We start from the raw sequence: 21,316 nt of genomic DNA on the forward strand, positions 1-21,316 counted from the left end.
CGGCCTTGAGCCGGGGCCCCGCTCTCCACCACCGTCGCGGAAGAAGCGGGACCCCGGGTCAAGCCCCGGGGTGACGGAAAACGGATTACTCCGCCGCCTCCAACGCTACGCTGTCGTCCAGCGGATGCGCCAGCCGCGACAGCATCTCGCGCGGCACCACCTGCCAGATACTGCCGATCGTCCGCTCCCAATCCTCCAGCAGCCCGCGCGACCAGCGGCTGTCGGTCGCCACCGCATGTTCCGCGATCAGCGCGCGCAGCACTTCCTCGTAATGCGCCGAGGCGATGCGCTGCCACACGATGTTCTCCGGATTGGCGCGCCGCGCGAAGGTGCCGCTGGCGTCGTAGACGAACGCCATTCCCCCGGTCATGCCCGCGCCGAAGTTCGCGCCCACCTCGCCCAGCAGCACCGCGACCCCGCCGGTCATATATTCGCAGCCGTTGGCGCCGCAGCCCTCTACCACCACGATCGCGCCGGAATTGCGCACCGCGAAGCGCTCGCCCGCCTGCCCCGCCGCGAACAGCTTGCCCGACGTCGCGCCGTAGAGGACGGTGTTGCCCAGGATCGTATTCTCCTGGCTGGTCAGCGGCGACGATACCGCCGGGCGCACCACGATCGTGCCCCCCGACAGCCCCTTGCCGACATAGTCGTTGGCGTCGCCGAACACCTCCAGCGTGACGCCGCGGCAAAGGAACGCGCCCAGCGACTGCCCTGCGGAGCCGCGCAGCCGGATCGTGACGTGCCCGTCGTTCAGCTTCGACATGCCGAACGTCCGCGTGATCTCGCTCGACAGCCGCGTGCCGACCGCGCGGTGCGTGTTGCGCACCGAATAGGTCAGCTGCATCTTCTCCCCGCGCGAGAAGACGGGTGCTGCATCCTTGATGATCTGCGCATCCAGGCTGTCGGGCACCTCGTTGCGGAAGGTGCTGAGCGAAAAGCGCCGCTCGGCATCGGTCGCATCGACCTTGGCGAGGATCGGGTTGAGATCCAGGTCGTCGAGATGCTCCGCACCGCGGCTCACCTGCCGCAAGAGCTCGGTGCGCCCGATCACCTCGTCGAGCGACCGCACGCCCAGCCGCGCCAGGATGTCGCGCACCTCCTCCGCGATGAAGGTCATGAGATTGATGACCTTCTCCGGCGTGCCGACGAACTTGTCGCGCAGCTTCTCGTCCTGCGTGCAGACGCCGACCGGGCAGGTGTTCGAATGGCACTGGCGCACCATGATGCACCCCATCGCCACCAGCGACAGCGTACCGATGCCGAACTCCTCCGCGCCCAGGATCGCGGCGATCACGATGTCGCGCCCGGTCTTCAGCCCGCCGTCGGCGCGCAGCTTGATCCGCCCGCGCAGGCCGTTGAGCGTCAGCACCTGGTTGACCTCGCTGAGGCCCATCTCCCACGGCGTACCCGCGTATTTGATCGAGGTCTGCGGGCTCGCGCCCGTGCCGCCGACATGGCCGGAGACGAGGATGACATCGGCATGCGCCTTCGCCACGCCCGCCGCGACCGTCCCGATCCCGGCGGAAGACACCAGCTTCACGCACACCCGCGCGCGCGGATTGATCTGCTTCAGGTCGTAGATCAGCTGCGCCAGATCCTCGATCGAATAGATGTCGTGGTGCGGCGGCGGGCTGATGAGCGTCACGCCCGGCGTCGCATGGCGCAGCCTGGCGATGAACTCGGTCACCTTGAAGCCGGGCAGCTGCCCGCCCTCGCCGGGCTTGGCACCCTGCGCGACCTTGATCTCGATCTCGTCGCACGCGTTCAGATATTCGGCGGTGACGCCGAACCGCCCCGACGCGATCTGCTTGATGACCGAATTGGCGTTGTCGCCATTCTCATACGGCTGATAGCGGACCCTGTCCTCGCCGCCCTCGCCCGACACCGCCTTCGCGCCGATGCGGTTCATCGCGATCGCCAGCGTTTCGTGCGCCTCCGGCGACAGCGCGCCCAGCGACATGCCCGGCGTGACGAAGCGCTTGCGGATCTCCGTGATCGCCTCGACCTGATCGACCGGCACGCCTTCGTTCGGGAAGTTGAACTGCAACAGGTCGCGCAGGTAGATCGGCGGCAGGTCGGACACCCCGCGCGAGAATTGCAGGTAGCTGGAATAGCTGTCGGTCGCGACCGCGGTCTGCAGCAGGTGCATCAGCTGCGCCGAATAGGCATGCGCCTCCCCGGTATGGCGCTGGCGATAGAAGCCGCCGATCGGCAGCGTCGCCACGCCCCCCGGTCCCATGCCGTCGAACGCCGCCCCGTGCCGGTCGGTCGCGTTGACGTGGAGCGAGGCATAGCCCTCGCCCGAAATCTTGGCGGGCATGCCGGGGAACAGGTCGTTGACCAGCGCACGGGACAGCCCGACCGCCTCGAAATTATAGCCGCCGCGATAGCTGGAGATCACCGCGATCCCCATCTTCGACAGGATCTTGAGCAGCCCCTCCTCGATCGCCTTCTTGTGGCGCTTCAGGCATTCCTCGATCCCCAGATCGCCGAACAGGCCGCGCGCCTGACGGTCGGCGATCGCGGCCTCCGCCAGATAGGCGTTCACCGTGGTCGCGCCGACGCCGATCAGCACCGCATAATAATGCGTGTCGAGGCATTCCGCCGCCCGCACGTTGACCGAGGCGTAGGAGCGCAGGCCCCGCCGCACGAGGTGCGTATGCACCGCCGCCGCCGCCAGCACGCCGGGGATCGCGACGCGGTCCTCGCTGATATGCTCGTCGGTCAGGAACAGCTCGCTCTTGCCCTCGCGCACCGCCTGTTCGGCCTGGTTGCGGATGCGCTGGATCGCCGCGCGCAGGCGGTCGGGGCCGCCCCCCGCCTCGAACGTGCAGTCGATGTCGGCGGCGGCATTGCCGAAATACGCCTTCAGCCGCGCCCAGTCGGTCGAGGTCAGCACCGGCGAATCGAGCACCAGCACGCGCTCGCGCCGGTCCTCGGTATCCAGGATGTTGGCCAGATTGCCGAAGCGCGTCTTCAGCGACATCACATAGCGTTCGCGCAGGGGGTCGATCGGCGGGTTCGTCACCTGCGCGAAATTCTGCCGGAAGAACTGGCTGATGAGCCGCGGCTTGTCGCTGATGACCGCCAGCGGCGTGTCGTCGCCCATCGATCCGATCGCTTCCTTGGCGGTCTCCACCATCGGCGACAGGATCAGCTCCATGTCCTCCAGCGTCTGCCCCGCCGCGACCTGCCGCCGCGTCAGGTCGGCACGGTCGTAGCGCGTGACGCTGTCCACCGGCGCCGGGGGCAGGTCGTCCATCGCCGAGAATTCGCCGATCATCGCGGCATAATCCTGCTCGGCGGCGATCTTGTCCTTGATCTCGCGGTCGCGCAGCACGCGGCCTTCATGCAGGTCGACCGCGATCATCTGCCCCGGCCCCAGCCGCCCCTTGGCGACCACGGTGCTCTCCGGCACCACGACCATCCCGGCCTCCGACCCGACGATCAGCAGCCCGTCGGCGGTCTGCGTATAGCGCAGCGGGCGCAGCGCGTTGCGGTCCACGCCGCCCACCGCCCAGCGGCCGTCGGTCATCGCCAGCGCGGCCGGGCCGTCCCACGGCTCCATCACGGAGGCGAGATACTGGTACATCGCAGCATGGCTCTCGGGCGTGTCGGTGTTCTCCTGCCATGCCTCGGGCACCAGCATCAGCTTCGCGGTCGGCGCGTCGCGGCCCGAGCGGCAGATCGCCTCGAACGTCGCGTCCAGCGCCGCGGTATCGGACGCGCCCGCCGGGATGACGGGCTTGATGTCCTCCGAATGTTCGCCGAACGCGATCGACGCCATCCGGATCTCGTGGCTCAGCATCCAGTTCTTGTTGCCGCGGATCGTGTTGATCTCGCCGTTGTGCGCCAGGCACCGGAACGGCTGCGCCAGCCACCATTGCGGGAAGGTGTTGGTCGAATAGCGCTGGTGGAAGATCGCGACCCGGCTCTCGAACCTCTTGTCGGTCAGATCGGGGTAGAAGACCGACAGGCTCTCCGCCAGGAACAGCCCCTTGTAGATGATCGAGCGGCAGCTGAGCGAACAGATGTAGAAGCCCTGGATCTGCGCCGCGATCACGCGCTTCTCGATCCGGCGGCGGACCAGGTACAGGTTCTTCTCGAACTCCTCCAGCGACGCTTCGTCGGGCAGCGGGCCCGCGATCATGATCTGCTCGATCTCGGGACGCGTCGACTGCGCCTTCATGCCGACGACGCTGACGTCGACCGGCACCTGCCGCCAGCCGTAGATCGTATAGCCCGCCTCGATGATCGCGCTTTCCACGATCGTGCGGCACGATTCCTGCGCGCCCAGATCGGTGCGCGGCAGGAAGATCATGCCGACCGCCAGCCGGTTGGGCAGCACCTTGTGCCCGCCCGCCGCGATCGCATCGTCGAAGAAGCGCGCGGGCAGGTCGACATGGATGCCCGCCCCGTCGCCGGTCTTGCCGTCCGCATCCACCGCGCCGCGATGCCACACCGCCTTCAGCGCATCGATCGCGGACTGCACCACGCGCCGCGACGGCTTCCCGTCGGTGGCGGCGACGAGACCGACGCCGCACGCATCGCCCTCATATTCGGGGCGGTACATGCCGTGAGTGGCGAGGTACTGGCGCTGGTCGGTCATGGGATAAGCCCCTCGGATTGAAGCAGCGAGATAATGCGGCGTGTGCCGGCGATCAGATCGGGCAGGTCTCGCCAGGCCAGATTGGCGCGGTCAGCCTGCATGGCGGGCCGGGTCGGATAATCATGCGCCAGCACGTTTCGGGTCGTGCCCAGTTCGATCCAGCGATCGGCGCTCGCGATGCCGCCCAGCGCCTCGATCCGCCGGAACTGGTTCTGCGCGGACAGACCCGCGATCGTCTCGCCGGAAAGAAAGAGGAAGCCACGGAAGAGCTTTCGGGCGACGAGGTCGTATAATTGATCGAATATCCGCAGCATCGCGTGGAGCCGCTCCCGATCTTCGTCCTGCCATGCCGCAAGCCTCGCACCGTCGAGCGGAAAGAGCATCGCCATCCGGCGGCTTAGCCGCTCGGCATGCGCCGCCAGTTGTTCAGCCGCGAACGCCGCCTCCCGGGTGGCCTCCCGCACCTCTTCGCGCGTCACAGGACGATACCTTCGCGACGCGCGGCGCGATCGATCCACCGGGGTTCGGCACCCCGCGCGGCGACGACGACATCGATCTGCTCCTCGTCCAGCGCCTTCCAGATCGACGCTCGAAACAGCACCTCGTGAGCGAGATCGGCCACGTCGGGATCGGCCTCGACATGAAGGTCGATGTCGCCTCCCGTGCGATCGTCATCCGCCCTGCTGCCGAACAGTCGGACGGTCGCCGACGGGCCGAACGCCTCCAGGGCCGCGGCCTTTATCGCGCTTACCTGATCGGCGGACAGCCTCACGCCGCCACCTTCTCCGCGCCGGCTGTCTTGGCCTTGGCCTTGGCCTTCAGATGGTTGTGCATCGTCGCGGCCACGTCGCGCCCGTCGCGGATCGCCCACACGACCAGCGACGCCCCGCGCACGATGTCGCCCGCCGCGAACACGCCGTCCAGCGAGGTCATCAGCGTCTTGCTGTCGACCAGCACCGTGCCCCAGCGCGTCACGCCCAGTTCCGGCGCGCCCCACAGGTGCGGCAGTTCCTCCGCGTCGAAGCCGAGCGCCTTGATGACCAGGTCCGCGGGCATGTCCTCGGCCCCGCCCGGATCGACCTCGGGCGCGCGGCGTCCGCTGGCATCCGGCGCGCCCAGCCGCATGCGGTTGGCGCGCACCGTCGCCACCTGTCCCTCTTCCCCCGCGAACGATGCCGGCGCGGAGAGCCAGACGAACTCGACGCCCTCCTCCTCCGCATTGGCGACCTCGCGCTGCGAGCCCGGCATGTTGGCGCGGTCGCGGCGATACAGGCACTTCACGCTGGCGGCACCCTGGCGGATCGCGGTGCGGACGCAATCCATCGCGGTATCGCCGCCGCCGATCACGACAACGTTCTTGCCGTTCGCGTTCAGGCGGCCGTCCTCATATTCCGGCACGTCGTCGCCGAAACCCTTGCGATTGGATGCGATCAGATAGTCCAGCGCCGGTACCACACCCGCCAGATCGTTGCCTCCGACCTCGATCGCGCGCGCCTTGTAGACGCCGGTCGCGATCAACAGCGCGTCGTGGCGCTCCCGCAACTCACCCAGCGACGCATCGCGCCCCACCTCGAACCCCTCGTGGAAGGTGATTCCCCCTTCCTTCAGCCGCTCGATCCGGCGCATCACCACCGGCTTTTCCAGCTTGAACCCCGGAATGCCGTAGGTCAGCAACCCGCCGGCGCGGTCGTGGCGGTCGTAGACGTGCACCTCATAGCCGTGTGCGCGCAGATATTCCGCCGCGGTCAGCCCCGCGGGACCTGCGCCGATCACCCCCACCGACTGCCCGCGCGCGGGCCCCGGCACCAGCGGCTCCACCCAGCCCTCGGCCCAGGCGGTGTCGGTGATGAACTTCTCGACCGATCCGATCGTCACCGCGCCATGCCCGGTGAATTCGATGACGCAATTGCCCTCGCACAGCCGGTCCTGCGGGCAGATCCGCCCGCAGATTTCAGGCATGGTGGAGGTCGCGTTGCTCAGCTCGTACGCCTCGCGCAGCCGCCCTTCCGCGGTCAGGCGCAGCCAGTCGGGGATATGGTTGTGTAGCGGGCAATGCACCGAGCAATACGGCACGCCGCATTGCGAACAGCGCCCCGCCTGATCCTCCGCGGCGACGACCGCATAGCGCTCCGCAATCTCGCGAAAGTCCTCGGCACGCTTCTGCGCCACCCGCTTGGCAGGGTAGGATTGCGCGCGATCAACGAACTTCAGCATGTCAGCCATGAGGGGTCCTCCACCCCCCACGTCTCACACGGCCCGGCCCTTGTCACGCCTTTTCGATCGTTAAGGTAAGTAAGTCTTACCTACTTTTTTCTCAACGCCCGCTGGTCGGATCAGCCCGATCACACGACATCGAATGTTAGTTCCGATCCGGCCTCAACGCATGGCGAGCAGCGCCAGCGCGACCGTGCCGGCAACGATCCGGTACCAGGCGAAGGGCGAGAAGCCATGGCGCGTGACGATCGTCATGAACCAGCGGATCACCGCCAGCGCGACCACGAACGACACGACGAAACCGATCGCGATGGCGGAGAAATGGGCATTGCCCAGCTCGTGCCGGCTCTTCCACAACGCCAGCGTGGTCGCGCCCATCATCGTCGGGATCGCCAGGAAGAAGCTGTATTCCGCGGCCGTCTCCTGATCGATCCGCATCGCGCGCGCGCCCATGATCGTCGCGCCCGAGCGGCTGACCCCCGGGATCATCGACAGGCATTGGACGACGCCGATGCCCAGCGCCACGCGCCAGCTCATCGCCTCGACCGAGGTCTTGGCGGCGGGCGGCACGGTGCGCTCGATGAACAGGATCGCGATCCCGCCCACGATCAGCGCCACCGCGACCACGAACGGCCCCGTCCCCGGCGCCTCCAGCAGCCCGCGGATCGCGGAATAGGCGATCATCCCCACCACCGCCGAGGGCAGGAACCCCAGCAGGATATTGCGCGTGAAGCGGATCGCGCCCGCGTCGCGGCGCAGCAGCCCCTGACCGACCGCCACGAAGCGCCGCCAGAACAGCACGATCACCGCCAGGATCGCGCCCAGCTGGATCACGATGTCGAAGGTCGCATCGGCCTCCTTCATCCCCAAAAGCGCGCCCGCCAGGACGAGGTGCCCGGTCGAGGACACGGGCAGGAATTCCGTCACCCCCTCGACGATGCCCAGGAGGATGATGGTCAGCAGGTCGTTCACGAATGCCCCTTTCGGGATGGAGGTCAGCGCGCGTGCTGGATCAGCCCGAAGCGGCCCGCGCGGCGATAGCGCACCAGCCAGCCCGGCGCGACCGCGTCGAGCGGGGTCTGCGCCACGCCGAGCGCCGACAACCCCTCGGCATGCGACGACACGACCGAATCATGCCCCAGCATCTTCCACTGATCCGTGGAAATCGGCGTCCCCGGCAGCGAGGCGAGCAGCCCGCCGACCGCATCCGGCAGCGCGAGCAGCCGCGGCGTGCGCCCGACATGCTGCGCGATCCGCTGGTGGAGCTCCAGCATCGTCAGCACCTCCGGCCCGCCCAGCTCGAACGTGCGGCCGCCGTACGTCTCTTCGTCGTCCAGCGCGGTGACCGCCGCCTGCGCGACATCGCCGACATAGACCGGCTGGAACCGCGCCGCACCGCGCAGGACCGGGACGACCGGCAGCGTCGCGATCATGCCGGCGAAGCGGTTGATGAACTGATCCTCCCGCCCGAAGACGGTGGAGGGGCGCAGGATCGTGGCGTGCGGTGCCGCGGCGCGCACCGCGCCCTCGCCCGCGCCCTTGGTCCGCGCGTAGAGCGAATCGCCGTTCACGTCCGCGCCGATCGCGGAGACATGGACCAGCGCCGCCCCCTCGTCGGTCGCCGCCTCGGCCACGGTGCGCGCGCCGTCGACGTGAATGCGCTGCGCGTCGTTGCCGAACACGCCGACCAGATTGACGACCGCCGCCGCGCCCTGGACCGCGCGCACGATCGTCTCGGGCCGGGTCACGTCCGCCGCGACGAACTGCGTCTGCCCCAGTCCGCCCAGCGGCTTCAGGAAGAACGCCTGACGCGGATCGCGCTGCGCCACGCGCACCCGCGCGCCGCGCTTCAGCAGCGCCTGGGCGACATACCGCCCCAGGAACCCACCGCCACCGATCAGCGTCACCAGCTTGCCGTCCATATCCTTCACCTCAAGCCCGAGCCCGCACGCGCCTTGCCCGCCCTGCCCCGCGAAGACAAGGCTTGGGGCGGCGACAGGGCCTGAACGCACCGCGGCGCGTCGATAACGCACGCCGTGAAAAAAGAGGTGTTGACAGGCCCGCCATCCGCCCCCTAGAGGCGCCGGCCTACCCCGTGCCCAGATGGCGGAATTGGTAGACGCACCAGCTTCAGGTGCTGGCGATCGCAAGGTCGTGGAGGTTCGAGTCCTCTTCTGGGCACCATTTTGCACTAGGGCTTAAAAACCCTAGGAATTAGCGGAAATCTTAGGCTTTTTACGAGCGTCTAGTACAAAGGTACGAGGACGACGGCCTATGTGTTCATACCTCCACCGCGCCCCGAACGGGGTCTATTATTTCCGCATGGGGATACCTGCGGACCTGCGCCCCTTCATGGCTGGCAAGCGGGAGATTAAGCGATCCTTGGGCCTAAAGGACCGGGAAGCGGCCAAGGCCCTCATCCCCGATATGACCAAGACGGCCCATGCTCTGCTCAAGCAAGCTGAGCGGGATAAGGCCGCTGCCAAGCCTGCCCCTGTCATTGCTCCTAAGCCTGCATCCCAGATCGAACGGGAGCGGAAGCGGTGGGAGGCTGACCAGCTACAGGCCGAGCTTGTGGCCGATGACCTGTTCGCCTCTGACAGCGAGGTAGAGCGGCTAGAGCCGGTCATGGACGCATTGGCAGCGGGGATAGAAACTGACGCCTCCCCGGCTGACGTGGCAAAGGCTGGCAAGCTGCTAGTCGGGCATGAGCGGGAGAATGCCGGGGCGCTGATCGCGTCCATGCAAGCTCGCTACGGCAAGACTGCCCGCGCATCGGAAAGCCAAAATCAGGCCGTTGAGTGCGAGCCGGATGCCAAAGCCAGCGAGGGCAAGGGCAAATACCTAGATACAGATATCCTCGACGGGTGGGCCGCTGAGCGTAAGCCGTCGCCCCGTGGCAAGGATGCCTATTGGCGGGATGCCAAGCTGTTCAATTCCATGATGGGCCGTAAGTCCGTCGAGCTAATTACCAAGGCCGATGTGATGGCCTACAAGCGCAAGCTGATAGCGGACCCTGCCCGATCACAGGTGAACGTGCGGGATCGGCTGGCCTACCTGCGGACCCTGCTAGAGTGGGCTGCACAAGAGGATATCGTACCCGTCAACGTAGCCCGTGACGTTAAGATGGCCGTTACTGAGCGGGGAGAGAAGCGTAAGGACTTCTCGACAGATGACCTCAATGCCCTGTTCGCTGGCCCGGTTCATGCCAAGGGCGAGCGGCCTAAGGGAGGATATGGTGAGGCTGTCTATTGGTTGCCCCTGCTAGCCCTGTTCATGGGAGCGAGGCGGGAAGAGATAGGCCAGCTACGGGTGCAGGACGTGAAGCCCGTTGCCTACATAGACGATGACGATAAGCGGCAAGAGGTATGGTGTATCGACATTACAGATACGCCGGATGACGATGCCCTACCTAATCAGATCAAGAATGAGGCAAGCAATAGGCTTGTCCCGCTTCATCCCAAGCTAATTGAGCTAGGGTTCATCGACTATGTGCAGAAGCTGCCAGATCAAACAGGCCGCGTATTTCCCGGCTTGAAGGCGGTAGGCATTGGCAAGAAACTAACCGACAAGGTGGGCCAGTGGTTCAGCCGCTATAAGCAAGATTGCGGGATTGAGGATAAGTCCAAGGTCTTTCACTCATTCCGCCACACATGGAAGACCCATGCTGTAGATGCTGGCATCCCTGAGCGGGTATGCCGACAGTTCCAAGGGCATGAAGGTAAAGACGCTGCGGATAAGTATGGGGCTGCTCCATCAATGCGCGTTATGGTAGCGGCTATTGCATCTTATCGGGTGCCCGGATTGATAATACCAAGTTGATGACCAGAAAGGAATAACGTGATCCTATATCGTTTCTTTAAGCCTCATGGCTGGCGCATGGCCCTTACGCCGGATCAAACCGGTGCCAATCTTCCGGCTGAGAAGACCCCTTGGATGGTAGGTGGGCAGGTTGATGTTAATAGGAACGAGCACCCTCCCCGGATCGGGGCATCAGCAGACCAGATACTTGATGCCATAGACAAGGACGGCATCTTTCTCATGGGTTGAGACCCGAACATACAGATACCCGAAATCGCCGCGCTCAGCCCCGTCAGGACTCGATTGGAAGCGGTCGGGTATCTGTAGGCCGGGATGAGCTACCGCTGACGTGACCCCCGTTTCTTCATCCACCTGGACCTAGAGACCGGCCCTTGAAGGGACGGACGGAATGAAGCGGAAGCAGTTTTCGGAAGAGCAGATCATCGGGATCCTGAAGGAGGCCGAGGCGGGTGCGGTGGTGACGGAGCTGTGCCGCAAGCACGGCATGTCGAGCGCGACCTACTACGCCTGGAAGGCGAAGTTCGGCGGTCTGGAGGTATCCGACGCGAAGCGGCTGAGGTCGCTCGAGGAAGAGAATGCCCGGCTCAAGCGGCTGCTTGCGGACACGATGCTCGACAATGCGGGGTTGAAAGACCTGCTGTCAAAAAAGTGGTGACGCCCGCCGCGAAGCGACAAGCGGTCGCGCATCTCCAGGCGACGTTGGGGATGAGCGAGCGGCGGGCGTGTACCGTTGTCGGAGCGGATCGCACGAGCATGCGGTATCGCTCGTGCCGGGCAGATGATGGCGACCTGCGGTCGCGGCTGCGCGAGCTGGCGCAGCAGCGCCGGCGGTTCGGCTATCGGCGGCTGCACATCCTGCTTCGCCGGGACGGCATCACGATCAACCGCAAGAAGACCCAGCGGCTCTACCGCGAGGATCGTGCCGGAACAGGCATCGATCCGGGGGATCGATGACCCGGCATGACTGACGGTGCGTCGCCGTAAAGGACGAAGGCGTGCTACAGGCAGCCGGGCACCCGCGCCGGTGCTGGCGCTCCCGAACCAGCGCTGGAGCCTGGACTTCGTGCACGACCAGCTCGTCACCGGCCGGCGGTTCCGCGTGCTCAACATCGTCGACGACGTGACGCGCGAATGCCTCCGGGCGGTGGTGGACACGTCGATCTCGGGCCGGCGCGTCGTGCGCGAGCTGGCCGATCTGATCGCCGAGCGTGGCAGGCCGAAGATGATCGTCAGCGACAATGGGACCGAACTGACCTCCAACGCGGTGCTCGCCTGGTCCGGCGATACCGGCATCGAGTGGCATTACATCGCGCCGGGCAAGCCGACGCAGAACGGGTTCGTCGAGAGCTTCAATGGTCGCATGCGCGATGAGCTGCTCAACGAGACGCTGTTCTTCACCATCGGTCAGGCCCGCTCGATCCTGACGCGCTGGGTCGACGACTACAACACCGAGCGGCCACACTCCTCGCTCGGCTACGATACCCCGGCTGCGTTCGCTGCCGGGCTCGAACAGCAACGGGCGGGGTTAACCCCGCCCGTTGCTTCACCTGCGCTCATGCGCGACAACACCGGTCGGTCTCTGGTTGCCGCTGGATGAAAGGCGGGGGTCACGTCACTGCGGACCGGGAGGTTGCCTTCCTTGAGAAATGCGGAAGGAGTCGAGCTCAAGTTCAATCCCTGGCATGATCCAGAAACCGGGCGTTTCACCTTCGTCGGTGCGGGACGGCATTATAGCCAGTGGGGCGGCGGTGGATTTTCTGGTAGCGGAGGCGGCAAGGGTGGCGGTGGCGGCGCGACCGGTTCAGGAGACTGGCCGGCCCGGTCATCCCGGCCAAGATCGCAAGAGTCGGCAAACCGTGCCATTCCCAAAGACCGGACGCGCGCCTCCCAAGGCAACCACGTCGCGGCTCACAAGCCGTACGCCCAACGCGCAGGGACTGGTGGCGGGTTTTCGGGAGGCGGCGGTAGCTTCGGTGGAGCGGGCGCGTCGGGAACGTGGGGATCACCTGATCCGCACCGTCGTCCGAAGAACTCACCAGGTTCGGCAACCGCCGTTGTGTCCTCGGATCGCGCTTCCGAGACGAACACAACCGCCACCCGACCCGCAAGCGCGTGAAGCGAAAAGTTCCGCACGGTCGTGCGCAACGGCTATACTTACCAAATCGATGCGCGCGAGCGGACGCGGCGCGTTTCTGGTGCGCTGACGGTTACCGATGTTCCGATCCGTTCTTGCGTTTCGCAAGCACAGGCGGGCGGCGCAGAACGTCGGGCGAGCGACGATGGCGGCCACTACATCGCGGCGCGCTTCAATGGACCGACCGAGGCGTTCAATCACATCGCGCAAAATGCCAACTTCAATCGGGGCGGCTATCGCGTGCTCGAGGATGAGTGGGCGAGAGAGAAGCGAGGCGGAAAGACTGTCACGGTCAGGATCGTGCCGCGGTTCGAGGGGGAGTCCGGGCGACCATCGGCGATCGACGTGTGGTGGACGGTCGATGGCGACGAGAAGAGTCTGAAATTCCCCAACGAACGATCGGAGAAAAGCCGTGGCGGACGCTGAAGCCGAGAAGCTGCTGAACGAGATCGGGCAATTGCTGATGGAGGATCGTGAGTATCCGGTCGAACCGACGCTGCTCTACGCCCAGCTCGATCGGAACATGGTCGGCGAATCGATCTTCAAGGAACTCGGCAACCAGATCTTGTATCGGCGGCCGGTGATCGAGGGGCTGCCGTATGCGCTGCTCGACCTGTGGGAAACGCAAGACGGCGGCGATCGGTGGTCAGAGATGGAATATGTGCTTCGCGACGGTAAGTTCGAAGTCGCCTATATTTACCCCGATGAGATCGATGCCGAAGAGGATGTTGTGGAGCGGCGCGCACGGGCGGTTCGGCGACACTTCGGCGAGAAGCCGATCGTGTATCCGCCCTGGCCCCCCGAGGACGACGCGCCGGACTACGACCTTTAGGTCGCGACCTGGCCGATCGTTCAGCGAAGCATGGAAATTTCCCAGTGATCTGAGTGCCCATCTTTGTCCTCTTCTGGGCACCATTTCCGGTCATGGCCGGGCACTTGTGGTCATAGTGGCGTCGCCGCTGTGCACGACCGCGCGATTGACCGCTGCCTTGCCGCCCCCATGGCCCCGCGGGACGATCGTCGCCAGCGGGGCGAGAGCCCGACTGGCCGACCCAACTTCTCGTTGAGATCGAAGACCGCCACCTTCGCGCCCCTCGCGGCGACTCGCGGAGGCGGTCCCCTCCCTCTTCGTCTCAGGCCGCGACCGGCACCGCGCGCTCGTTCCGCCAGCCGTCGAGCAGCGCCGGCAGCGCGGCCTCGTACGCGCGCAGGGACGCCTCCTTGACGGGGCCGTAGCCGCGGACCTGCTCCGCCGCCGACAGCAGCGCCACCGCGCGTGCGTGGTTCGCCGCGGAGAGTCCCGCCTGCACCTCGTCGAGGAGCGCCTCGTAGGAGGCGATCAGCGCCCGCTCATCCCTCCGCTCGGCGGTCCGGCCGAAGGGGTCGAACGCGGTGCCCCTGAGACGTCGGCCGCGCGCGACGACGGCGAGGAGCGGCCGCATCCACTTCGTGGCGAAGGCGCGCTTGGGCGGCCTGCCGTTCACCGGCGTCCCGCCCATCACGGGCGGCGCCAGATTGTATTCGAGGCGGGCGCCGTCACCGAAGGTGCGCCGGATCTCCTCCATCAGCGTGTCGCCGGACAGGAGTCGCGCCACCTCATACTCGTCCTTGTAGGCGAGCACGCGCGAATAGGTCCGGGCCACCGCGCGGGCCAGGTCGTCGCTTCCCGGGGCGACCGCCCGCTCGGCGTCGGCGATCGCCGCCACCCGGCGGCGGAAGCGGTCGGCCAGAGCCTGGTCCTGGTAGGCGATCAGATGCTCGGCGCGACGCTCGACGATCGACGGGAGATCCTGCGCGAGCGGCGCGGGCCGGGCGGGCAGCAGCCGCTCGACCGCCGCCGGATCGGCGACGAGGAGGCGGCCGAGCCGGAACGCGTTGAGGTTGAAGCCGACCGCCGTGCCGTTCAGCTCCACGGCCCGCTCGATCGCCTCGACCCCGACGGGCAGGAGGCCGCGCTGGGCCGCTACGCCGACCATGAAGAGATTGGCCGCGATCGTGTCGCCGAGCAGCGCGGTTGCCAGGGCGGTCGCGTCGATCGTCTCCACCGCCTCGACGCCCACGCGCCGCCGCAGGCGGCCGAGGAGCAGACGCGTGTCGACGGACGCGTCACGGTCGAACTGGAAGGCGACGGTCGGCGACACGTCGCTGTTGACCAGCGCGCGGGTGCGCTCCGGGGCGTAGGTCGCCGTCGCATCGTCCGCCATCGCCGCGACGAGGTCGAAGGCCAGCAGGAGGTCGGTCTCGCCGCGTCCCAGCTTCTGGGAATGCAGTCCGCCCGGCTCGGCCGCGATCCTCACATGGCTGAAGACGGCGCCGTTCTTCTGCGCGAGGCCGGTCATGTCGAAGAGCGAGGCAGCCCGCCCCTCGAGGTGCGCGGCCATCCCCACGATCGCCGCCACGGTGATGACGCCGGTGCCGCCGATACCCGCCACCAGCATGTTGATCGAGCCGCCCTCCAGGCCGAGGACCGGGGGGGCGGGCAGTGCGGCGAACAGCGACTCGTCGACCCTGGCGGCCTGGGGCTTGCGCGGCTCGGCGTCGAGCACCGTCACGAAGCTCGGGCAGAAGCCGTTGAGGCAGCTGTAGTCCTTGTTGCAACTCGACTGATCGATGTGCCGCTTCGTGCCGAGGTCGGTGTCGACCGGCACCAGGCTGACGCAGGTCGACTGTACCGAGCAGTCGCCGCAGCCCTCGCAGACGGCCTGCGAGATGAACAGCCGCTTGGCCGGATCGGGGAAGGTGCCGCGCTTGCGCCGCCGCCGCTTCTCGGCTGCGCAGGTCTGTTCGTAGAGGAGCACGCTACAGCCCGCGACCTCGCGCAGGTCGCGCTGCACCTCGTCCAGCCGGTCGCGATGCTCGATCCGGACGTCGCCGGGCAGCTCGGGATTGCCGCGATGGGCCTCCGGGTTGTCGCTCACGAGGACGATGGTCCGCACCCCCTCGTGCCGCACCTGCTGCGCGATCTCGGCGACGGAGATCGGACCGTCGACGGGCTGGCCGCCCGTCATCGCGACCGCGTCGTTGTAGAGGATCTTGTACGTGATGTTGACGCCGCTCGCGATGGCGGCGCGGATCGCCAGCAGCCCGGAGTGGTAATAGGTGCCGTCGCCCATGTTCTGGAAGACGTGCTTCGTCCCGGTGAACGGGGCCAGCCCCATCCAGTTGCCGCCCTCGCCACCCATGTGCGTCGGCAGCAGCGTCTCGGCAGGCCGGACGAACGCCACCATCGTATGGCAGCCGATGCCGCTCATGGCGACGCTGCCGTCCGGGATGCGCGTCGACCTGCTGTGCGGGCAGCCCGAGCAGAAATAGGGGCTGCGGCGCGGCAGGGCGAGGACCGGAGCGTCGGGCGTCAGCAGCGCCTCCAGCCGCGCCGCCGCCGCGTCCAGCGCGTCGTCGCGCACGTCCAGACGGCGCAGCCGCTCGACGATGGCGAGTGCGATCCGGATCGGCTCCAACTGGGTCGCGAGCGGCATGAGCGGATGGCCCGCCTCGTCCCGCTTGCCGATGATGAGGGGACGCTCGGCCTGGTTGAAGAGGACCGCGGCCGCCTGTTGCTCGACGAAGCTCTTCTTCTCCTCGACGAAGAACAGGACCTCGTGGCCATGCGCGAAGCGGGCGATGCCGGTCGGCTCGAGCGGCCAGATGCATCCGACCTTGTGGAGCGAGACGCCCAGCGCCGCGGCGCGGTCGTCGTCGAGCCCGAGCAGGTCGAGCGCCTGGCGCGTGTCGACGTAACTCTTGCCCGCCGTAACCAGGCCCAGACGCGGCGTCCCGGCCCTGAACTCGGTCCGGTCGATCCGGTTCTCGCGCACGAAGCGCTCGACCAGCGGCAGCCGGTAGTCGCTGACGATCTGCTCCTCGCGAAGCGGGCCGAACGCGCCGGAGCGGGCGTGGACGCCCTCCGGCGGCAGCTCGCCGACCTCGGGGATGACCGGCGCCACCGCCTCGATATCGATGTCCGTCGTCATCGTCTGCTCGACGATCTCGTTGACGAGCTTCAGACCGACCCAGGACCCCGAATAGCGCGACATGGCGTAGGCTATCAGCCCGTATTCGAGGATTTCCGCCGGGTCGGCCGGATAGAGCGAGGGGATGAGCGCGGCGGCCATCGCCTGCTCGCTGTGGTGGGCGATCGACGACGATTTGCCGCCGTGGTCGTCGCCGTAAAATACGACGACGCCGCCGTTCGGGTGCGTGCCCGCGAAATTGCCGTGCTTGAGCGCGTCGCCGGAGCGATCGACGCCCGGGCCCTTGCCGTACCAGGCGCCGAATACGCCGTCGAAGAGCGGATCGGGGACGGCGTCGAGCTGTTGGGTGCCACGCACCGCCGTCGCGGCCATGTCCTCGTTGACGCCCGGCACGAAGGTGATGTCCGCCGCGGCCAGCCGCTTCCCGATCGACCACAGGGTCGTGTCCACGTTCCCGAGCGGCGATCCGCGGTAGCCGGTGATATAGCCCGCCGTATTGAGCCCCGCGGCGGCGTCGCGCGCCTTCTGCGCCAGGAGGACGCGCGCGATCGCCTGCGTGCCGTTCATCAGGACGCGGCCGCGCTGCACCGTCCACTTGTCGTCAAGCGTGGTGTCGGGCCGCAGGATCGTGGTCTGGACGTTCATGATGCTCTCCGCTTTCCGGCGACGCATGGACCGGCGTTCGCCGCCGCGTCTGTCAACTTCGCGACATGTTCAGTCATCCGCCGCCTCCCGCCGGACGGCGGCTAGATCCAGCACGCCGACCGAGCCGTGCTCGATTTCGAGGATCCCTTCCCGCTGCATCGTGCCCAGGACCTTGTTCACGCTCTGCCGGGACGCCCCCACCATCGCGGCCATTTCCGTCTGCGAGAGCCGCACGTCGCCGCCGCCCCCGCGAAGGAGCGGCGCGAGCTCCAGGATGCGGCGCGCCACCCGCGCGCGCAGGCTGCTGAGGCTGGCCTCGGCGAACCGCTCGGAGACGACGCGCATCTGCGTCGACAGCAGTTTCAGGAGCGCGAGGTCGTAGGCGCGATCGGCGCGATGCAGCTCGTCGAACGCGGCGCGCGAGAGCACGTCGAGCTCGACCGCGGTCAGCGCCTCCGCGCTCTGCGGACGAGGGCCGCCGTCCACCATGCTGCTGTCGCCGAAGAAGTCCCCCGCGCGGAGCAGGAGGAAGACGATTTCGCGGCCGTCGTGCCGGCGGACGGAGAGCCGGACCGAACCGGACACCACCCTGAACATCTCGTCGCCCGCGTCGCCCTGCGTGTAGACGATCGCGCCGGCGGCGAACGACCGGCGACGCATCGCCCGCGACAGCGCGTCTGACGCGTCGGGCGTCAGCCATGCCGTCAGGTCGAAAGCGGGTCCGGTCGACACGGTCATGTCAGGGCGCGGGCCGCGCCTCGCCCACGGCGAAGCGCGACGGGGCGCCCTGCGTCACGGACGGCATCGGTCGGTTTACGAACGGCGCAGGACGATGACGGCGTCCTCGTCCGCGACGACTGTGAGCCCGGGTTCGAAGGTGACGCCGCCCAGGTTCACCGACACGTCCCGCGTGGCCCCACCGTCACGCCCGAACGGACGCCTCGCGGTGGTACCCAGCGCCCGCACCCCGAGCGGCAGCGCGGCGAGCGCCGCGGAGTCCCGCACGAGCCCGGCGACGACCACGCCAGCCCAGCCGTTGTCGACCGCGCGGCGGCCCAGCATATCGCCCAGGCAGGCGCAGTCCGCCACCGCCAGCCCGTCGATCACCAGCACGCGGCCTTCGCCGGGCTCCGACACCGCCTGCGCGATGGCGGACGGATCGTCGCTCGCGACCAGGGTGGAGCAGGGGCCACGAAAACGCGCGCGGCCACCGTAGTCGATGAACGGCAGGGCGCAGACGGCGACGCCGGACGGGTCGGCATCGAAGAGGTCCGCGGTCGAGGTCGCGATGCTCTCGGGGACGCTCATGCGACGCACGCGGTCGTTCGGGTCATCGGGTCCGTCCCTCCTGGATTTCGCCTCCGGTTCATTGCCGCCGGGGTCGTCGGGACCGTAAGAGCACCACCAAGGGACGGATAACAGCCTCGATTCGCGAAGGCTGGTTTCGCCTATCGCGAACGGAGAAACCACGGATGAACCTGCGCTTCGACCTCCGGTCGCTCCAGATCTTCGTCTCCGTCGCGGAGGCGCGCAGCATCACCAAGGCGGCGGACCGGGAAAACATCGCGGCATCCGCGGTGAGCAAGCGGATCGTCGATCTCGAGGAGGCCGTCGGGGCACCGCTCCTTTCCCGGCAGCCGCGCGGCGTCGAGGTCACCCCGGCGGGACAGGCCATGCTGCTGCACGCCCGCGGCATCCTGCGCGCGATCGACCGGATGAGCGGCGACCTCAGCTTCTACGCGGACGGCGTGCGCGGAACCGTCCGATTGCTCGTCAACAAGTCGGCGATCGTGCAATTCCTGCCGGAGGACCTCAGCAGCTTCGTCGATCGCTACCCGGAGATCCGCGTCGAGGTGCGCGAGGCGAACAGCCCCGCGATCCTCCGAGGCGTGTACGACGGCGGCGCCGACCTCGGCGTCTATACCTTCGGCGGGCCGCACGAGGACGAACTCGAGGTCGAGACGTACCGGCGCGACCGGCTGGTGGCGATCGTCCGCGAAGGTCACGCGCTCGCGGAGGCGAAGAGCGTCCGGTTTACCGAGATGCTGGACTACAGCCTCGTCGGCCTCGCGCCGGGAAGCGCCTGGCACGCGATGATGACGGAGATGGCGGTGGCCGCGGGTCGCGGCATCGACCTCGCCTACGAGGTCAACTCCTTCGACGCGGTCTGCCGGATGGTGTCCGCGGGCCTGGGAGTGGCGATCGGCCCCGACGGGATGCTTCACGCCATGGCCCCCAACAACCTGGTGGAGCTGCCGCTCGACGAGCCATGGGCCATGCGCCGCATCAAGATCTGCGTGCGCGACCGGGCCGCCCTCAGCGCGCCCGCACGGTTGATGTTCGAGCACCTGACCGCCCGCAGCGCGACCGAACCCGACCCCGAGGCGCCCGCCGATCCTTCTTGATCGGAGAAGCGAGGCCTCGCGCATCGGAAATTGTCGCCGATCGCAGGCGTCCGTAGTCCGAAGCCAGGAACGGCGGTCCGAAGAAGGCCGCCGAGAGGAGAGGCTTCGTGCTCCAGCGGAGAGAAGACGACGGCGCGCGAGCGGTCGCCGACCTGACCGCGCGGCTCGACCGCCTGCCGGCCACCCGGTCGGTCTGGTCGCTCATCGCGCTCCTCAGCCTGGCCTATTTCTTCGAGGTCTACGAATTGCTGCTCAGCGGCTATATCGCGCCCGGCCTCGTCTCGTCCGGTGTCCTGACCGCGACGACCCAGGCCATCTTCGGCATGACGGGTCTCGCCTCCTTCATCGCGGCGCTGTTCGCCGGCCTCGTGATCGGCACGCTCTCCTCGGGCTTTCTGATCGACCGCTTCGGGCGGCGCGCCGCCTTCACGACCGCGCTGCTCGGCTACACCGCCTGCGGTTTCGTCATGGGCTTCCAGACCGGCCCGTTCGGACTGAATCTCTGCCGTTTTCTCGCGGGCATCGCGCTCGGCTGGGAGATGGTCACGATCAACACCTACATCACCGAGCTCATGCCCCGGCAGATGCGGGGCCGCGCGTTCGCCTTCTGCCAGATGATCGGCTTCTCGGCGGTGCCCGTCGTCGCCTTCCTCTCCTGGGCCCTGGTGCCGCATCGTCCGCTCGGCGTCGACGGATGGCGCTGGGTGGTCTTCATCGGCGCCGGCGGCGCGCTCTTCGTCTGGTATGCGCGGCTGCGCCTGCCGGAGAGCCCGCGCTGGCTCATCCGAAAGGGACGCGTCGCCGAGGCCGTGGCGATCGTCGACGATCTCGAACGGCGCGTCGCGGCCGAGCACGGCCGTCCCCTGCCCGATCCGACGCCGGTCCGCGAAGACCCGGCCGAAGGTCGCTTCTCGGAGATGTTCGGACCCGCCTATCGTGGTCGCACGGCCATGCTGGTCGCCTTCAACATCTTCCAGACGATCGGCTATTACGGCTTCACCAACTGGGTGCCGACGCTGCTCGTCTCCCACGGCATCGCGGTCACCGAGGGGCTGCTCTACACCGTACTGATCGCGCTGGCGGCTCCGGTCGGCCCGATGGTCGGCTTCCTGCTGGGCGAAGGGGTCGAGCGGAAGTTCATCATCGTCGGCGGGGCGGCCACCATCGCCATCGCGGGGCTGCTGTTCGGCGCGACCACCAACGCCGTCGCCCTGGTCGCCCTCGGCCTCGTCATGACGCTCGCGGGGAACATGATCTCGTTCGCGTACCATGCCTATCAGACCGAGCTGTTTCCCACGCGGTTCCGGGCCAAGGCGGTCGGCTTCGTCTACTCGTTCAGCCGCATCTCGGCGATGCTGAACGCCTTTCTGATCGCCTTCTTCCTGCGGGAGTTCGGGGTCGGCGGCGTCTTCGCCTTCATCGCGGTGGCGTATGTCATCGTCGTCGCGGTCATCGGCCTCTTCGGACCCCGCACCGCCGGACGCTCCCTCGAGGAGATCGCCAGTTGATCCAATAT

At 67.4% G+C, this 21,316-nt stretch carries 14 protein-coding genes, 1 tRNA gene and 1 pseudogene; 7 read left to right on the top strand and 9 right to left on the bottom strand.

Features of this window, described 5'->3' with window-relative positions; genetic code table 11:
- Nucleotides 1–85: 85 nt before the first annotated feature.
- The 6 genes from gltB to PGN23_RS17485 form a co-directional block, all read right to left on the bottom strand.
- The gene (gltB, locus tag PGN23_RS17460) at nt 86–4,609 is read right to left on the bottom strand and encodes a glutamate synthase large subunit (RefSeq protein WP_335304363.1); all 4,524 of its coding nucleotides are present in this window, start codon (nt 4,607–4,609) and stop codon (nt 86–88) included.
- Nucleotides 4,606–5,088: a hypothetical protein gene (locus PGN23_RS17465; RefSeq protein ID WP_335304364.1), complete on the bottom strand. Its 483-nt coding sequence runs from the start codon at nt 5,086–5,088 to the stop codon at nt 4,606–4,608. Before PGN23_RS17465 ends, gltB begins: the two co-directional genes overlap by 4 nt.
- Nucleotides 5,085–5,381, bottom strand: a complete 297-nt coding sequence (locus PGN23_RS17470; protein ID WP_335304365.1) for a nucleotidyltransferase domain-containing protein — start codon at nt 5,379–5,381, stop codon at nt 5,085–5,087. Before PGN23_RS17470 ends, PGN23_RS17465 begins: the two co-directional genes overlap by 4 nt.
- Entirely contained in the window at nt 5,378–6,832 is a 1,455-nt protein-coding gene (locus tag PGN23_RS17475) for an NAD(P)-dependent oxidoreductase (protein ID WP_335304366.1), read from the bottom strand. The genes PGN23_RS17470 and PGN23_RS17475 overlap by 4 nt, the downstream gene beginning before the upstream one ends.
- Nucleotides 6,833–6,985: 153 nt before the next feature.
- Entirely contained in the window at nt 6,986–7,795 is an 810-nt protein-coding gene (locus PGN23_RS17480; RefSeq protein ID WP_335304367.1) for an undecaprenyl-diphosphate phosphatase, read from the bottom strand.
- Between the two features lie 23 nt (nt 7,796–7,818).
- The gene (locus PGN23_RS17485) at nt 7,819–8,745 is read right to left on the bottom strand and encodes a complex I NDUFA9 subunit family protein (protein ID WP_335304369.1); all 927 of its coding nucleotides are present in this window, start codon (nt 8,743–8,745) and stop codon (nt 7,819–7,821) included.
- Between the two features lie 175 nt (nt 8,746–8,920).
- Between PGN23_RS17485 and PGN23_RS17490 the strand changes: the two genes are divergently transcribed.
- The 5 genes and pseudogenes from PGN23_RS17490 (at nt 8,921) to PGN23_RS17510 (ending at nt 13,611) form a co-directional block, all read left to right on the top strand.
- Nucleotides 8,921–9,007 (top strand) — tRNA-Leu (locus PGN23_RS17490).
- 90 nt (nt 9,008–9,097) lie between these two features.
- Nucleotides 9,098–10,645 carry a site-specific integrase gene (locus PGN23_RS17495; protein ID WP_335304371.1) on the top strand — a complete coding sequence of 516 codons (1,548 nt, stop codon included), beginning with the start codon at nt 9,098–9,100 and terminating at the stop codon, nt 10,643–10,645.
- Nucleotides 10,646–11,033: 388 nt separating this feature from the next.
- Nucleotides 11,034–12,242 (top strand): annotated as a pseudogene (locus PGN23_RS17500) (IS3 family transposase).
- A 540-nt stretch (nt 12,243–12,782) separates the two neighbouring features.
- Nucleotides 12,783–13,205, top strand: coding sequence for a DNA/RNA non-specific endonuclease (locus tag PGN23_RS17505; protein WP_335300808.1), 423 nt, complete (start codon nt 12,783–12,785; stop codon nt 13,203–13,205).
- Nucleotides 13,192–13,611, top strand: coding sequence for a hypothetical protein (locus PGN23_RS17510; protein ID WP_335300807.1), 420 nt, complete (start codon nt 13,192–13,194; stop codon nt 13,609–13,611). The genes PGN23_RS17505 and PGN23_RS17510 overlap by 14 nt, the downstream gene beginning before the upstream one ends.
- A gap of 301 nt (nt 13,612–13,912) precedes the next feature.
- Here PGN23_RS17510 and PGN23_RS17515 read toward each other — a convergent pair whose 3' ends face one another.
- The 3 genes from PGN23_RS17515 to rraA form a co-directional block, all read right to left on the bottom strand.
- Nucleotides 13,913–17,395: an indolepyruvate ferredoxin oxidoreductase family protein gene (locus PGN23_RS17515; protein ID WP_335304373.1), complete on the bottom strand. Its 3,483-nt coding sequence runs from the start codon at nt 17,393–17,395 to the stop codon at nt 13,913–13,915.
- Between the two features lie 69 nt (nt 17,396–17,464).
- Nucleotides 17,465–18,133, bottom strand: coding sequence for a Crp/Fnr family transcriptional regulator (locus PGN23_RS17520; RefSeq protein WP_335304374.1), 669 nt, complete (start codon nt 18,131–18,133; stop codon nt 17,465–17,467).
- A 75-nt stretch (nt 18,134–18,208) separates the two neighbouring features.
- The gene (gene rraA, locus PGN23_RS17525) at nt 18,209–18,703 is read right to left on the bottom strand and encodes a ribonuclease E activity regulator RraA (RefSeq protein ID WP_335304375.1); all 495 of its coding nucleotides are present in this window, start codon (nt 18,701–18,703) and stop codon (nt 18,209–18,211) included.
- A 164-nt stretch (nt 18,704–18,867) separates the two neighbouring features.
- Between rraA and PGN23_RS17530 the strand changes: the two genes are divergently transcribed.
- Entirely contained in the window at nt 18,868–19,800 is a 933-nt protein-coding gene (locus tag PGN23_RS17530) for a LysR substrate-binding domain-containing protein (RefSeq protein WP_335304376.1), read from the top strand.
- Between the two features lie 107 nt (nt 19,801–19,907).
- Nucleotides 19,908–21,308 carry an MFS transporter gene (locus tag PGN23_RS17535; protein WP_335304378.1) on the top strand — a complete coding sequence of 467 codons (1,401 nt, stop codon included), beginning with the start codon at nt 19,908–19,910 and terminating at the stop codon, nt 21,306–21,308.
- Nucleotides 21,309–21,316: the final 8 nt, after the last annotated feature.

Origin of the sequence: Sphingomonas adhaesiva, from assembly GCF_036946125.1 — a bacterium.
GTDB lineage: Bacteria > Pseudomonadota > Alphaproteobacteria > Sphingomonadales > Sphingomonadaceae > Sphingomonas > Sphingomonas adhaesiva_A.